The sequence below is a fragment of the Jiangella sp. DSM 45060 genome, assembly GCF_900105175.1.
GTDB lineage: Bacteria > Actinomycetota > Actinomycetes > Jiangellales > Jiangellaceae > Jiangella.
On the sequence record NZ_LT629771.1, the window covers coordinates 5,834,893 to 5,848,556 of the forward strand.

The following is a 13,664-nucleotide window of genomic DNA, read 5'->3' on the forward strand; positions in this document are numbered from 1 at the left end:
GGCGTCACCGGCCAGCCCAGCCGGGGCCGCACGACGCGCGCACGACGTTCGGCAGGTCGGGCGTGGTGCGCAGCCGTTCGGCCAGGGCGCCCGACCGCACCCGGGCGCCGAGGTCGCCGCAGCGGTCCAGGACGGCGAGGTAGTGCGCGGTCAGGTCGCGCCGGGCGGCGGCGAACCGCGCCTGCGGCGTGGCCGCGTACACCACGCTCAGCCCGTCGCCCGTGGGGAACGCGGCCACCACGTGCCCGTCGCGGTGGTACAGCTCCCCCGACGGCAGCGGCACGCCCGACCAGTAGCCGTAACTGGCGAACGTCCGGACCGGCGCACTCCACCGCACTCGAGCGCCGGCGGCCGCAGCGACGGCCGAGTGCTTGCCGTCCGCGCCGATCACCAGGCGGGCCGTCTCGGTGACGGCCGGGCCACGCACGCCCCGGCCACGGATCCCCGTCACCACGCCGTCCCGCCACACCAGCTCCTCCAGCCGGAACCGCTCCCGCACCTCGGCGCCGGCCGTCCGCGCCGCGTCGACCAGGACGGCGTCGAGCAGCGTGCGCCGCGGGCTGTAGAGCGCGTCGACGCCGTCGACGGATGGATAGCGGCCGGCCAGCACCACCCGGCCGGAGTCGAACCGGACCTCACGGGCGGCCGGCGTGCCCGCGGCGACCAGGCGATCGAGCACGCCCCAACGAGCCAGCCGCGCGGCCGCGGGCACCTGCACCTGATGGGAGGAGACGGTGTCGGACGGGAACGCCGCGCGGTCGACGGCGAGCACGCGCAGGCCGGCGCGGGCCAGCAGCAGGGCCGTCGCCGCACCGGCCACCCGGGCGCCGACCACGATCACGTCGTAGCTCATCGCACACCCCCGCAAGACCGGACCATACGCCACCGTATGGTATGTCCGTACGGTACCGTATGGTTGTGTCCGAGCAGAAGCCCCGCCGCCGGCTCTCCAAGGACGCCTGGGCCGACGCGGCACTGGCGGCCATCGCCGAGGGCGGGCTGGCAGCCGTCGCGGTCGAGCCGCTCGCGACCCGCCTGCACACCACCAAGGGCAGCTTCTACTGGCACTTCCCGACCCGCGACGCGCTGCTCGACGCCGCGCTGGCCCGGTGGGAGGAGCGCACCACCACGGACGTCGCCGCCGAGATCGCGGCGCTCCCCGACGACCCCGAGCTGCGCCTGCGCCGGCTCGTCACCCGGGTGGCCGGCATGGCCGAGCGCGACCCCGTGGGTCCGGCGCTGCTGGCCTCGGCCGGACACCCGCGGGTCGCGGCGGTGCTGGACCGGGTGACGCGGACCCGCATCGACCTGATCGTCTTGATCTTCGAGGACATGGGCTTCCCGCCCGCCGCGGCCACCCGCCGCGCCCTGCTCGCCTACAGCGCGTACCTCGGCCACGCCGAGCTGACCCACTCGACGCCGGAGGTCCTGCCGACCGCGCCGGACGAGCGACATGCCTACCTCGACGACGTCCTGCGCGCACTCACCGCGCGCTGACCCGAACGGTGGGACGGGGGGTTGGGCGGCGGTCGGCAGGGCCGGTAATGTCGCGCATGTGACTGTCGAACGACGCAAGCCCCTCGAGGTTCCCGTAGATCCCGACATCACCGCGGAGCTGAAGGCCGCCGACATCGAGGCGCGCGTCGAAGCCGCCGAGAGAAGTGCGGAGCTCCTGGAGCGCCTGCGCAAGCTCTGATTCGCAGCCCAGGGTGTGCCGCCTGGGCGTCGCGCAGTAGGCCATGGGCCCGGGAGACACACCCTGGACGCACGCCGTACCGTAGAGCGGATGACCGGGAACGACTCGGCTCCGCGCAGTCTTGCCGACGACCTGCGCGCTCGCGCCGACGACGAGCTGGCGGCGCTGCTGCGTGCCCGGCCCGACCTGCTGGTGCCGGTTCCCGCCGACGTCTCGCAACTGGCCTCGCGGGCGACCACCCGGGCGTCGGCCGTGCGGTCGCTGGACCGGCTCGACCGGTTCACCCTCCAGGTCGTCGACGCCCTGATGATCTTACCGGCTCCCGTCAGTGTCCTCGACCTTCGGGAGGCCCTGGGCGCCGACGTCGACGCGGCGCTGACGACGTTGCGCACGCAGGCGCTGGCGTGGGGCCCCGACGACGACCTGCGGCTGCCGCGCATCGTGCACGAGATCGTCGGGCCGCATCCGGCCGGGCTCGGGCCGCCCGCCCGCCAGGCGCTGCTCGCGCTGTCGCCATCGCGGCTGGCGGCGATCATGGACGGCCTCGGGCTCAGCCCCACCGGCACGCACGCGGCCGACGTCGACGCCGTCGCGGGGGTGCTCACCGATCCAGCCGCGTTGACGGCGTTGCTGGACGACCTCACCGACGACGCGCGGTCGGCGCTCGCGGCGCTCACCCCGGGACCGCCGACCGGCCGCATCGACGACGCGCTGCGCGAGGTGCACCGGGCGGCAGCGCGGACGCCGATCGACCTGCTGCTCGCGGTCGGGCTGCTGGTGCCGGTCGACGCTACGACGGTGGTGCTGCCGCGGGAGGTCGCGCTGCACCTGCGCGGCGGACGCGTCCACACCGACCTCCAGCTCTCTCCGCCGACGCCGGCGGTCACCGAGCGCACCCCTGACATCGTCGACCGCACGGCGGGCGCGGGCGCGTTCGACCTCACCCGGAAGGTCGAGCTGCTGCTCGACACCTGGGCGGCCGAGCCGCCGCCGGTCCTGCGCACCGGCGGGCTGGGCGTGCGCGATCTGCGCCGGCTGCCGGAGCTGCTCGACACCGACGAGGCCGGCGCCGCGCTGATCGCGGAGGTCGCGTACGCCGCCGGGCTGCTCGCGGTCGGCGACGACCTCGACGAGGTGTGGTTGCCGACGCCTGAGTTCGACGCGTGGCGGCGCGACGACCCGTCCCGGCGCTGGGCCGAGCTCGTCCAGGCGTGGCTCACCACCAGCCGGGTCGCCGGGCTGGCCGGCGGCCGCGACGAGAAGGACCGCCCCATCCCGCCGCTCGGCCGCGACCTCGAACGGCCCGCCGCGCCCGAGGTCCGCCGGCTGACCCTGGACGAACTGGCCGCGCTCCCGGCCGGCTGGGCGCCCGACCTCGTCGGCGTGCTCGCGGCGCTGCAGTGGCGGCGCCCGCGCCGGGCCGGCCGCTTCCGCGACGACCTCGTCCGCTGGACGCTGCGCGAGGCCGAGCAGCTCGGGCTCACCGGCATGGGCGCGTTCGCGTCGTTCGCCCGGCCGTTCCTGGAGGGACGCGGCGCCGAGCGGGTCGTGGCGGCCGCGGCCGACGCGGTGCGGCCGAGCCTGCCGCAGCCGCTCGACCACGTCCTGCTGCAGGCCGACCTGACGGCCATCGCGCCGGGCCCGCTGCGGGCCGACCTCGAGCGCGAACTGAGCCTGCTCTCCGACGTCGAGAGCCGCGGCGGCGCGTCCGTGCACCGGTTCACGGCCGGCTCGCTGCGCCGGGCGCTCGACGCCGGCCGCACCGCCGCCGACGTGCACGCGTTCCTGGCGACCATCTCGCGCACCCCGGTGCCACAGCCGCTCACGTACCTCGTCGACGACGTCGCGCGGACGCACGGGCAGCTGCGGGTCGGCGCGGCGTCGGCGTTCGTGCGCTGCGACGACGAAGCCACGCTGGCCGCCATCGTGGCCGACCCGCGCTCGTCCAGCCTGGGGCTGCGCCGGCTCGCGCCGACGGTGCTCGCGTCCTCGATCGCGGCGAACACGCTGGTCGAGCGGTTGCGGCAGCTCGGGTTCAGTCCGGTACCCGAGGCCGCCGACGGGTCCATCGTCATCGGCCGCTCGGAGCCGCGACGGGCGTCGGCCCGGTTCGCGTCGCGTTCGGCGCCGAGCGAGATCACCGCGCCCGAAGAGACGTTGCTCGGCGCCGCCGTCCGGGCGCTGCGGGCCGGCGACCGGTCCCGGGCGGAACGTCCGGCCGACGGCGGGCGCGGGGGGCGGCTCGGCCGCACGACGGCCGCCACCACGCTGGCCGACCTGCGCGAGGCGCTCGAGACCGGCCGAACGGTCTGGATCGGCTACGTCGACCAACACGGCGCCACCACCGAGCGCCTGGTCGACCCCGCCCGCATCGACGGCGGCTGGCTGTCGGCGTTCGACCACCGCAGCGGCGAGGTCCGCTCGTTCGCCGTCCACCGCATCAGCGGCGTCGCGCCCGTCGACGCCGCCTGACGCACGTCCTCCGGCACATACCCCTATTGACAGGGCGAATCCGGCGCGCCATTGTCATGCCACGTTGCTTGAACGTGAACGAGTTCCGCTCAATTCGCTCTAGATCGAGCAGGAGTCGCCGTGGCTTCCGACACTCGCCGCTCCGCGTCCGCCCTCGCGGCCGCTGCCCTCGTCCTCACCTTCGCCGGACTCGCGCCCGCGACCGCCGCCGCCCCGGCGGCGTCCCAACAGCTCGGCGCCATCGACGACGTGACCGCCGACGGCGCGGCGACCACGTTCGCCTCCGGCGACGCCCGGCTGCGCATCACCTTCCTCGACGACGACGTGTTCCGGGTCGAGTTGGCGCCCGACGGCACGTTCACCGATCCCGCGGGCACGCCGCCGTCAGACCCGGAGGCGCCGGACGCGCGCATCGTCATCGGTGACGACGGCGCCGGGCCGGCCCCGGAGCTCGTCGAGACCGCCGACGCCTGGGAGCTGCGCACCGACGGCGCCGTCGTCACCGTCGGCAAGGACCCGATCCTGCTCTCCGCCGCCACGCCGGACGGGCGCACCCTGTTCGCCGAGACCGCGCCGCTGGCGTGGGACGGCGGCGCTACGACGCAGACGCTGGCGCGCGGCGCGACCGAGCAGTTCCTCGGCGGCGGCATGCAGAACGGGCGGTTCTCGCACCGCGACCAGACGATCCGGATCGAGGGGAACTTCGACTGGGACGACGGCGGCTACCCCAACGCCGTCCCCTGGTACCTCAGCACGGCCGGGTACGGGGTGCTGCGCAACACCTTCGCGCCGGGCAGCTACGCGTTCGGCGAGCCGGTCCGCTCCACCCACTCCGAGGAGCGCTTCGACGCCTACTACGTGCTCGGCGACGCGTACCGCGCGCTGGACGGCTACACCGAGCTGACCGGCCGGCCGATGCTGCCGCCGATCTACGGTCTCGAGCTGGGCGACGCCGACTGCTACAACACCAGCAGCCCGACGTACTCCGGCGACCCCAAGCCGGGCAAGCTCGTCACGCCGGACGCCGTCCGCGTCGCCGAGGCGTACGACGAACACGACATGCCGCGCGGCTGGATGCTGGTCAACGACGGCTACGGCTGCGAGTACGTCGACCTCGAGCAGACCGGCGACGGCCTGCGCGACCACGACATCGAGCTGGGCCTGTGGACCGAGCGCGGCCTCACCGAGCAGGAGTACGAGGTCGGTGAGGCCGGTGTGCGGGTGCGCAAGCTCGACGTCGCGTGGGTCGGCTCCGGCTACCGTCATGCCCTCTCCGCCTGCGAGGACGCCTACTCCGGCATCGAGGACAACAGCGACGCCCGCGGGTACGTCTGGATGGTGGAGGGCTGGGCGGGCGCGCAACGCTGCGGCGTCCAGTGGACCGGCGACCACTCCGGCTCGCTCGACTCCATCCGCTGGCAGATCCCCGCGATCCACGGCTCCGGCAACTCCGGGCTCGCGTTCACCGCCGGAGACATCGACGGCATCTTCGGCGGCAGCGCCGAGTCGTACGTCCGTGACCTGCAGTGGAAGGTGTTCACGCCGGTACTCATGACGATGAGCGGCTGGGCCGGGTTCGACAAGCAGCCGTGGACCCGCGGCGAGCCGTACACGTCGATCAACCGCGACTACCTGAAGCTGCGCGAGCGGCTGCTGCCGTACTTCTACAGCTACGCCGCCGAGGCGCACCGCAGCGGCGCCCCGGTGGCGCGGTCCCTCGTCCTCGAGTACCCGGACGACCCGAACACCTGGGACGACACCACGGCGCACCAGTTCCACGCCGGCCGCGAGTTCCTGGTGGCGCCGGTGTACGAGGACAGCGAGGTGCGCGACGGCATCTACCTGCCCGAAGGCACCTGGGTCGACTACTGGACCGGGCGGCTCTACACCGGCCCGGCGACGGTGGACGGGTACGCGGCGCCGCTGGACCGGCTGCCGCTGTTCGTCAAGGCCGGGTCGGTGGTGCCGATGTGGCCGGCCGGGGTGAACAACCACGCCGACGTCGCGCCCGACTCCCGGCTCACGCTGGACGTGTATCCGTGGGGCGAGGGGTCGTTCTCGCTGTACGAGGACGACGGGGTGACGCGGGCGTACGCGTCCGGCGAGTCGGCGACGCAGACGTTCACGGTGGACGCGCCGACCGGGACGCGGGGCGACGTGGTGGTGGAGATCGGCGCGCGGTCCGGGTCGTACGACGAGATGGCGGCGGAGCGGCCGTACGAGATCACGGCGCACACGGGCACCGCCCCGGGTGCCGTGACGGCGGGCGGGTCGCGGCTGCCGTCGCTGCCGACGAGGGCGGAGTACGACGCGGCGTCGGCCGGCTGGTTCTTCGACGGGTCCGTGGTGTGGGTGAAGACCGCGCCGGTCGCGTCGGGTGACGCGCTGACGGTGCGGCTGGCCGGTACGAGTTCCGTCGGCGGGGCGCACCCGTCCGAGGCGGCGGGGACGGTGTCCGTGGCGGCCGCGCCGGAGCTGCTGCCGGGCGAGCCGTCGGGCGTCGAGGTGTCGTTCACCAACGGCACCGGGCGGGCCATTCCGCGGTCCACGCTGACGGTCGAGGTCCCGTCCGGGTGGACGGCGGGCGCGGCGCCGCTCGGCCTCGTCCAGCCGGGCGAGACGGTGACCCGCACCGTGCCCGTCACGCCGCCGTCGTCGGGCGCGGCCGGACGCTCGACGATCACCGCCGTGGCCTCCTGGAACACGGGCCCACGGACGTACGACGCGCGTGCCGGCGCCACCGTCACCGTCCCGTATGGCTCGCTGGCCGAGGCCTTCAACGTCGTCGCCGTCACGGACGACACCGCCACCACGGCGGGCGACTTCGACCGCGGCGGCAACTCGTACTCCGCGCAGGCGCTGGCCGCCGCCGGCGTCACCCCCGGATCGACGGTGACCAGCCGCGACGTCGCGTTCACCTGGCCGTCCGCCGCACCGGGCACGCCGAACGGGCTGCGGACCGCCGGGCAGACCGTCGCGCTGCGCGGGCAGGGGACGCACCTCGCCGTGCTCGGCGCCGAGGCCGGCCAGGTCGACGGCGAGTTCGAGATCCGCTACGCCGACGGCACCGTCGACACGCAGAGCCTGCGGCTGCCGAACTGGTGCTGCCTGCCGACCGACGTCGGCGGGTCGACCATCGCCGTGACCACGAACTACCGGAACACGCAGGCCGGGCCGGCGAATCACGGGACGGCGTACCGGGTGTTCCACAACGAGCTGCGGCTGCTGCCCGGCAAGGAGGTCGTGTCGGTGCGGCTGCCGGACCGGCCGGAGATCACGCTGTTCGCGGCCGCGTTCACGTCGCGTTCACTGCCCGATCCGCCCGCCGGGTCGCCGTGGGTGAGCGACGTCGACTGGCTGTCGGCGACGAACGGCTGGGGTCCGGTCGAACGCGACACCAGCAACGGCGAGGACGCCCCCGGCGACGGCCGGCCCCTCTCCGTCGGCGGGGTGACGCACGCCAAGGGCCTCGGCGTCCACGCCGACTCCCGGGTGTCGTACTACCTGGGCGGCGCGTGCACCCGGCTGATCGCCGTCGTGGGGGTGGACGACGAGATCCCCGACTACGGCTCCGTCCGCTTCTCCGTCGTGGGTGACGGCGAGCTGCTGCACCGGTCGGACGTGCTCACCGGCCTCTCCGACCCCGTTCCCCTCGACGTCGACCTCACCGGCATCCACTACCTCGACCTCGTCGTCGACGGCGCCTCCGACGGCGTCGGCGGCGACCACGCCGACTGGGCCAGTGCCCGCCTCACCTGCACCTGACGGTTCGGCGATTCGCCGGGCCGGTTCAGCCGACGTGGTCCACCTCGAGCGTCAGCCGTCGAGATAGAGCAATGCCGTGATCGTCTTGTTGCACACATCGCAGTGCAGCGGCGCCTCGATCGAGACGAGGTCGCACTGGATCGTGGTCAGTTGATCCACGACACCGGTGTCGACCTCACGATCCCATGCCTCCTGCCATCGCTGCGTGTTCATACGCAGCGCGGCTACGTAGTCGGAGCACATGGTGTAGAAGCCGCGCACACCGTGGTCCTTCATGTACCGCCAGTTGAACTGCAGAGAGGTGAGGACGAGAGGTAGCGGATGCACGGCCAGGACCTCGGCCCAGGTCTCCGACACGTCGTCGATGTCGAGCCGAGCAGCCAGGGCATCGAGGCGTTCCCACTCGCCGGAGACGTCGTAGTCGTCGCGAACTTGATCGAGGATGCCGGTGGCGGTGGCGAGATTTGCCTTCTTCGCCGCGAACTCACGGCTCACCGCCGCGAAGCCCTCGGCATCCTGTTCCTTGCGGGCGATCTCGATGACGTGCTTCAGTTCGGTGGCGTGTGCCGACTCGCGGCACAGGCAGTCGCCGAACGAGAGCCACGGCTCGGGATGCCGCGTTCGTTGGTGGTGTCGAAGATCGTGCGTCCCTGCTGACCCATGGTGCGCAACCTCCCTGTGTTGCTACCTCCCGCACCTCTCCGTGAGGTACGAGACAATCTGCCCGTCGGGCACGCGGACCTGGTCACCCGTGGCCATGTCCCGAACGGTCACCTCACCTGCCGACCTCTCCGCCTGGCCGTAGATGAGGCAGAACTTGGCGCGCTGATCGTTCGCCCACTTCATCTGCCGGGAGAGCTTCCCGCTGCTCCCGAGATAGAAAGCCACGCGCATGCGTGCCGCGCGAAGGCCGGAGACCAGGGCGAAAAGGTCTGCCGCCGTCTGATCGTCGATGACGGTCACGGCTACATCCACCCCGGTCGCGTCGGCGTCCTCGGCTTCGATGAGCGGCAGGATCCGTTCGATGCCGAGCGAGCCACCGCATGCAGGGAGGTCCGGCCCGCCGAGCTTGGCGACCAGTCCGTCGTAGCGACCTCCGGACGCGATCGAGCCCGGCATGCCCGGCGCCGTGACCTCGTAGATGACGCCCGTGTAGTAATCGAGCCCGCGAACCAACGACGGGGTGAAGGAGATCCGCGCGATCTGCCCGGACACGAGGTGGAGGAGCTGGTCGATCTCCGCCATACCGGCGCGCCCGACGTCGGTGGCGATGAGCCGGTGGCGGATCCGGTCCTGAGCATCTTCAGCCGTCAGATCCGCGATGATCGACTTGGCTGTCCCCTCGTCGAGGCCGACCGCGCGCAATTCGGCTGTCACGTCGTCGGGCGTGAGCTTGTCGAGTTTGTCCAACGCGGTCAGAACCCGGCCGCTGATCGCTGATGGAACCTCGTAGCCCTCCAGCAGTCCATGGAGCGCGTTCCGGGAATTCACGAGGAACCGGAAATCAGGCACGCCCAGCGCGGCGAGGGCATCGCTCAGTGCCGATACTGTCTCGGCGTCTGCCAACGGCGAGCCGGAGCCGACGACATCGAGGTCGCATTGGTAGAACTCGCGAAATCGACCGCGCCCTGGCCGATCCGCCCGCCAGACCGGCGCGATCGCGTAGCGCTTGTACGGGTTCGGAAGCCGACTCCCGTACGCGCCGACGACGCGGGTCAGCGGAACGGTCAGGTCGTACCTCAGAGCCAGGTCGGCCTCACCGGAGGCCTCGTGCATCCCGCGGCGGAGGATCTTGAAGATGAGCTTGTCGCCCTCTTCCCCGTACTTGCCCGTCAGCACCTCCAGACGCTCGAAGGCGGGCGTCTCGAGTGGCTCGAAGCCGTACCTGTCGAAGACATCTCGAATCGTGGCGAAAGCCGCATGCCGCTGCCGAACCTCGGCGGCGAGGAAGTCACGTGTTCCGGACGCTGGTGTGAGGTTGTTGGAAGTTGCCACCGGCATAGCCTCCCCGATGAGCTCACCGCGCGACAACGAGATCCCCCCACTGTCAGCTCCATGCGGCGACCGGGCCTGGCGGACCGAGTCCAGGCGGCCGGACCAACCGCCACGCAGGGCAACGGCACCCAGCGGACCGGTGACCTCGCCTTGCTGAACATGGCGTACCTCCTCGAGGTCCGGGCCACAGCATCCGCCGGGAAACGCCTCGACCGGACCCTGCACATCGCCGCCCGGACAGGCTCATGACGCAGGTCCAGACAACCGTGTCGCGGATGGACGTCGTCACCACGAATCCGAGACGTGTCGAGACGTCTTGACTACGATGAAACGTCCCGTCAACGGAGGGCCAGGATGCCCAACGAGCGCTTGCGCAGCCGTATCACCGCAGCTGGTCTGACGCTCGACGACATCGCCACGCACGTCGAGGTCGATCCGAAGACCGTGGAACGGTGGATCACGACCGACCGAGTGCCGCATTGACGACGACATCGCCAGGCCACCGCAACCGTCCTCGAAACAGATGAGGCCTATCTCTGGCCATCGATCGCCGATGAGACCAAGGCACGATCGGCGGAGGATGCCGAGTTCATCGGATTCTTTCCGCATCGGGGCGCGGTGCCTCAGTGCCTCTGGACCGCGTTGTTGCGTGATGTACGAGACCGCTTCGACATGCTCGTCTACGCCGGTCTGTTTCTCCTGGACGCGAATCCGGATCTGCCGCGAGTGATCGCAGAGCGAGCCGGCCACGGAGCCAGGGTTCGGCTGTTGTTCGGCGATCCGTCGTCAGAGGCCGTCAACCAACGTGGCTACGAGGAGGGAATCGGTGAAGGTCTGCCCGCAAGGATCCGGATCAGCCTGACCTATCTACGAGAGCTACGTCATGAGTCCGGCGTGGAGATCCGTTTCCACCAGACCACCTTGTACAACTCGATCTATCGATTCGACGACGATCTGCTGGCCAACGTTCACACCTACGGGTCGCCCGCACCCCACAGCCCGGTCCTCCACCTGCGCCGCGCCCCTGGAGGTCGCGTGTTCGATCACTACATGAACAGCTTCGAGCGCGTCTGGGCGAAAGCTGTACCGGCGGCGGAACAGCAGGCAGGAGCATGAAGTGAAACGCATCGACTACCTGGACGATCCGGCTGCCCCGCCGGCGAACAGTCTTGTGCCCTCCGCAAATGCCGTCGTGATCAATGAACACGGCGAGATCCTGCTGATTCGCCGTACCGACAACGGCAACTGGTCGCTGCCAGGCGGAGCGATGGACATCGGAGAACGAATCGATCAAACCGCCGTACGTGAGGTCAGGGAAGAGACCGGCATCATCTGCGAGGTCCTGGGACTCGTGGGGATCTACACGAATCCACGCCACGTTCTCGAATACACCAGCAACGGAGAGGTCCGCCAGGAGTTCTCGATCGTGTTCCGGGCGCTGGCGGTCGAAGGGGAACCGACACCCAGTTCGGAATCATCGGAGGTGCGCTGGGTCGCTGCAGACGACCTGCACCGCTTCGCCATGCACCCTTCCATGCGCCAGCGAATCGAGCACTATCTCGAAGGGCGGGACCGGCCGTACATCGGTTGAATGCACGTGGCCTGCTCCGCGGCAGCCAGCACGGCGCCCAGGTGTGGCGTCGCACGGGCGACGGCCGCACGGATGTCACCTTCGGCGATCTCGCTGAACCGGGTCACCACATGACCAGTGCCATAGCGGGTCCGAATCTCGTCGAGCCGCTCAGCCACCGACAACGGCTCGCCGTCCGGGCCCGTCGTGAAATCGCACGTGCAGAGCGCATCGGCGACGATCGTGCGTTCACGAGGGAACTCGTTCCTGAGCTCCGCACCGAGCCCGCGGAGCTCAGCCTCGATCTCAGCACACGAGTGGTGGGCGACGAGCGCCGTCACACGCGGGTCGAAGCCGATGCGGCGAAGGTGTCGCGCGCCGTCCAATGGGTGGAACCCGGTGTCGGAGACAGCGGTCGCGTACCCGATGTCATGCAACCATGCGGCACAGACGAGCGCCTGGCGATCCTCAAGCGACGCCGTGAGTGACTCGGCGCGCTCGGCCACCGCCACCACATGCCGCCAGCGCTTCGGCCACTCGTCTGCGAGCAGCTGGTGCGCAAGCCAACGCGCGTCGTCGATGATGGGCACGCCGCCAGGCTACGACTCGTCCACGTCGCGTACCCGACCAAGAACGACGGTGGCGGGGTGGGCGGGACCGGCATCCCGCCCACCCCGCCACCGGTCCGGGGGAACGCTCAGCCGTCCAGCCAGGGGTCCTCGGGACGTTCGCGGTCGAAGGTGGGCCGCGGGTCCTCCCAGTAGCCGCGGGTGAAGTCGGGGACCTTGACGGACTTGATGCGGCCGCCCTTCATCGAGTCGTGGCTGAGGGGGACGACCGAGCACCAGGCGGCCGAGTCGTAGACGTCGATGTCGGGGGTCATGCCGAGGCGCATGAGCTGCACCAGGCGGAAGATCGCGATGAAGTCGCCGCCGCCGTGGCCGCCGTACTGGTCGGCGAGGTCCTCGAGGGCCGGCCAGAGCCAGTGGTCGTGCTCGGCCATGATCGCGTTGTACGCGCTGCCGGTGCGCCAGGTGTGGTTGTCGTGCCCGAGCGACTCCAGGTAGATGCGCGCGTTGTCCAGCTCGACGACGCCGCCGCTGCCGGTGAGAGTGGTCTCGCGGCTGTACGGGTGCGGCGAGTTGACGTCGTGCTCGACCCGGATCATGCGGCCGTTCACGGTCTTGATCAGCGCGGTGTGGCGGTCGCCGGAGATGTACTCGTCGTCCTGCCACGAGGAGTGGTCGGGGCCGACCCGCGGGTCGTTCTCGCGGAACAGGGCGAGGTTCATCGGCGGCGACGAGACGGCGACCAGCTCGTCGAAGCGGTCGCCGCGGTTGATGTCGAGGGCGGCGGAGACCGGGCCGAGGCCGTGCATCGGGTAGTGCAGTGCGTTCATCCGGGTCTGCCAGTGCCGCCGCCAGTACTCCGGGTAGTACGCGCCGCCGAAGAAGTACGGCCAGCGCAGGTCGTGCACGTACCCGCCGGACGCGTGCTGCAGCTCGCCGAACACGCCGGCCTTGGCCATGTTGAACATGCGCAGCTCGGGCCGGAAGTAGTTGACGTTCTCGAGCAGCATGCAGTGCTTGCCGGTGCGCTCCGAGGTACGCACGAGGTCCCAGATCTCGTCCAGGTGCGGCGAGATCGGCAGCTCGACGGCGACGTGCTTGCCGTGTTCCATGGCGGCCTTGGCCTGCGGGTAGTGCCACTCCCAGGGGGTCGCGACGTAGATGAGGTCGATGTCGTCGCGCTTGACGAGGTTGAGGAAGTCCTCCTCGCCGTTGGAGTAGCCGACCGGTTCGACGTCCTGGAAGCCCTGGGCCATGATGCGCCCGATGGTGCGGCTGACCCGGTCCGGCCGGATGTCGCAGACGGCGGTGACGGTCGAGACGGCGCCCCAGCGGACGTCCTGCCCGCCGCCGCGCTGGCCGACTCCGATGAGGCCCACGCGGACCTGCTCGAAGCCCTCGAACGGCACCTCGGCCATGGACCGCTCGCGGCCCTTGATGCGCGGTGGCTCGCGGCGGGTGTCGTCGGCGACGTCCGAGGCGGCGGCCGCGCCGGTGGCGGCCGCACCGAACCCGGCGGCGGCGCCCAGGGCGGCGCCGGTCCTGATGACGTCGCGGCGGGAGGGTCGATACCTGTGCGGAAGGGCCACGCGAATCA

General features: G+C 71.3%; 12 protein-coding genes. 7 read left to right on the forward strand and 5 right to left on the reverse strand.

Features of this window, described 5'->3' with window-relative positions; genetic code table 11:
• Window positions 1–4: 4 nt before the first annotated feature.
• Window positions 5–853 (reverse strand): NAD(P)/FAD-dependent oxidoreductase, encoded by an 849-nt coding sequence (locus tag BLU82_RS26085; RefSeq protein ID WP_092623874.1) that lies wholly within the window; start codon window positions 851–853, stop codon window positions 5–7.
• Between the two features lie 59 nt (window positions 854–912).
• On the opposite strand from BLU82_RS26085, the gene BLU82_RS26090 reads away from it, so the two are divergent.
• From BLU82_RS26090 to BLU82_RS26105, 4 genes are all read left to right on the forward strand, one after another.
• Entirely contained in the window at window positions 913–1,497 is a 585-nt protein-coding gene (locus BLU82_RS26090) for a TetR/AcrR family transcriptional regulator (protein WP_092623875.1), read from the forward strand.
• Between the two features lie 58 nt (window positions 1,498–1,555).
• Window positions 1,556–1,696 (forward strand): hypothetical protein, encoded by a 141-nt coding sequence (locus tag BLU82_RS34450; protein WP_157574734.1) that lies wholly within the window; start codon window positions 1,556–1,558, stop codon window positions 1,694–1,696.
• Window positions 1,697–1,786: 90 nt separating this feature from the next.
• Complete coding sequence (locus BLU82_RS26100; RefSeq protein WP_092623877.1) at window positions 1,787–4,168, forward strand: helicase C-terminal domain-containing protein; 2,382 nt, start codon at window positions 1,787–1,789, stop codon at window positions 4,166–4,168.
• Between the two features lie 120 nt (window positions 4,169–4,288).
• Complete coding sequence (locus BLU82_RS26105; RefSeq protein ID WP_157741271.1) at window positions 4,289–7,933, forward strand: NPCBM/NEW2 domain-containing protein; 3,645 nt, start codon at window positions 4,289–4,291, stop codon at window positions 7,931–7,933.
• Window positions 7,934–7,984: 51 nt separating this feature from the next.
• On the opposite strand, the gene BLU82_RS26110 is transcribed toward BLU82_RS26105, so the two are convergent.
• On the reverse strand, window positions 7,985–8,428 hold the full coding sequence (locus BLU82_RS26110; RefSeq protein ID WP_197682480.1) for a hypothetical protein: 444 nt from the start codon (window positions 8,426–8,428) through the stop codon (window positions 7,985–7,987).
• A gap of 189 nt (window positions 8,429–8,617) precedes the next feature.
• Window positions 8,618–9,934, reverse strand: a complete 1,317-nt coding sequence (hisS, locus tag BLU82_RS26115) for a histidine--tRNA ligase (RefSeq protein ID WP_092626305.1) — start codon at window positions 9,932–9,934, stop codon at window positions 8,618–8,620.
• Window positions 9,935–10,282: 348 nt separating this feature from the next.
• Between hisS and BLU82_RS35310 the strand changes: the two genes are divergently transcribed.
• From BLU82_RS35310 to BLU82_RS26130, 3 genes are all read left to right on the forward strand, one after another.
• Window positions 10,283–10,411 (forward strand): helix-turn-helix transcriptional regulator, encoded by a 129-nt coding sequence (locus BLU82_RS35310; RefSeq protein WP_197682482.1) that lies wholly within the window; start codon window positions 10,283–10,285, stop codon window positions 10,409–10,411.
• Window positions 10,412–10,600: 189 nt separating this feature from the next.
• Window positions 10,601–11,044 carry a DUF5919 domain-containing protein gene (locus BLU82_RS35315; RefSeq protein WP_197682483.1) on the forward strand — a complete coding sequence of 148 codons (444 nt, stop codon included), beginning with the start codon at window positions 10,601–10,603 and terminating at the stop codon, window positions 11,042–11,044.
• Between the two features lies 1 nt (window position 11,045).
• On the forward strand, window positions 11,046–11,519 hold the full coding sequence (locus BLU82_RS26130) for an NUDIX hydrolase (RefSeq protein ID WP_092623879.1): 474 nt from the start codon (window positions 11,046–11,048) through the stop codon (window positions 11,517–11,519).
• Here BLU82_RS26130 and BLU82_RS26135 read toward each other — a convergent pair.
• Window positions 11,483–12,088: an HD domain-containing protein gene (locus tag BLU82_RS26135; protein WP_092623880.1), complete on the reverse strand. Its 606-nt coding sequence runs from the start codon at window positions 12,086–12,088 to the stop codon at window positions 11,483–11,485. The two genes, BLU82_RS26130 and BLU82_RS26135, sit on opposite strands and share 37 nt — an antisense overlap.
• Before the next feature lie 107 nt (window positions 12,089–12,195).
• Window positions 12,196–13,656, reverse strand: coding sequence for a Gfo/Idh/MocA family protein (locus BLU82_RS26140; protein ID WP_197682484.1), 1,461 nt, complete (start codon window positions 13,654–13,656; stop codon window positions 12,196–12,198).
• Window positions 13,657–13,664: the final 8 nt, after the last annotated feature.

Bases quoted from the DNA above. Each gene is read 5' to 3' on its own strand.
- BLU82_RS26085 (WP_092623874.1), bottom strand. From the start codon at position 853: ATGAGCTACGACGTGATCGTGGTCGGCGCCCGGGTGGCCGGTGCGGCG.
- BLU82_RS35310 (WP_197682482.1), top strand. From the start codon at position 10,283: ATGCCCAACGAGCGCTTGCGCAGCCGTATCACCGCAGCTGGTCTGACG.
- BLU82_RS26100 (WP_092623877.1), top strand. From the start codon at position 1,787: ATGACCGGGAACGACTCGGCTCCGCGCAGTCTTGCCGACGACCTGCGC.
- hisS (WP_092626305.1), bottom strand. From the start codon at position 9,934: ATGCCGGTGGCAACTTCCAACAACCTCACACCAGCGTCCGGAACACGT.
- BLU82_RS35315 (WP_197682483.1), top strand. From the start codon at position 10,601: ATGCTCGTCTACGCCGGTCTGTTTCTCCTGGACGCGAATCCGGATCTG.
- BLU82_RS26090 (WP_092623875.1), top strand. From the start codon at position 913: ATGGTTGTGTCCGAGCAGAAGCCCCGCCGCCGGCTCTCCAAGGACGCC.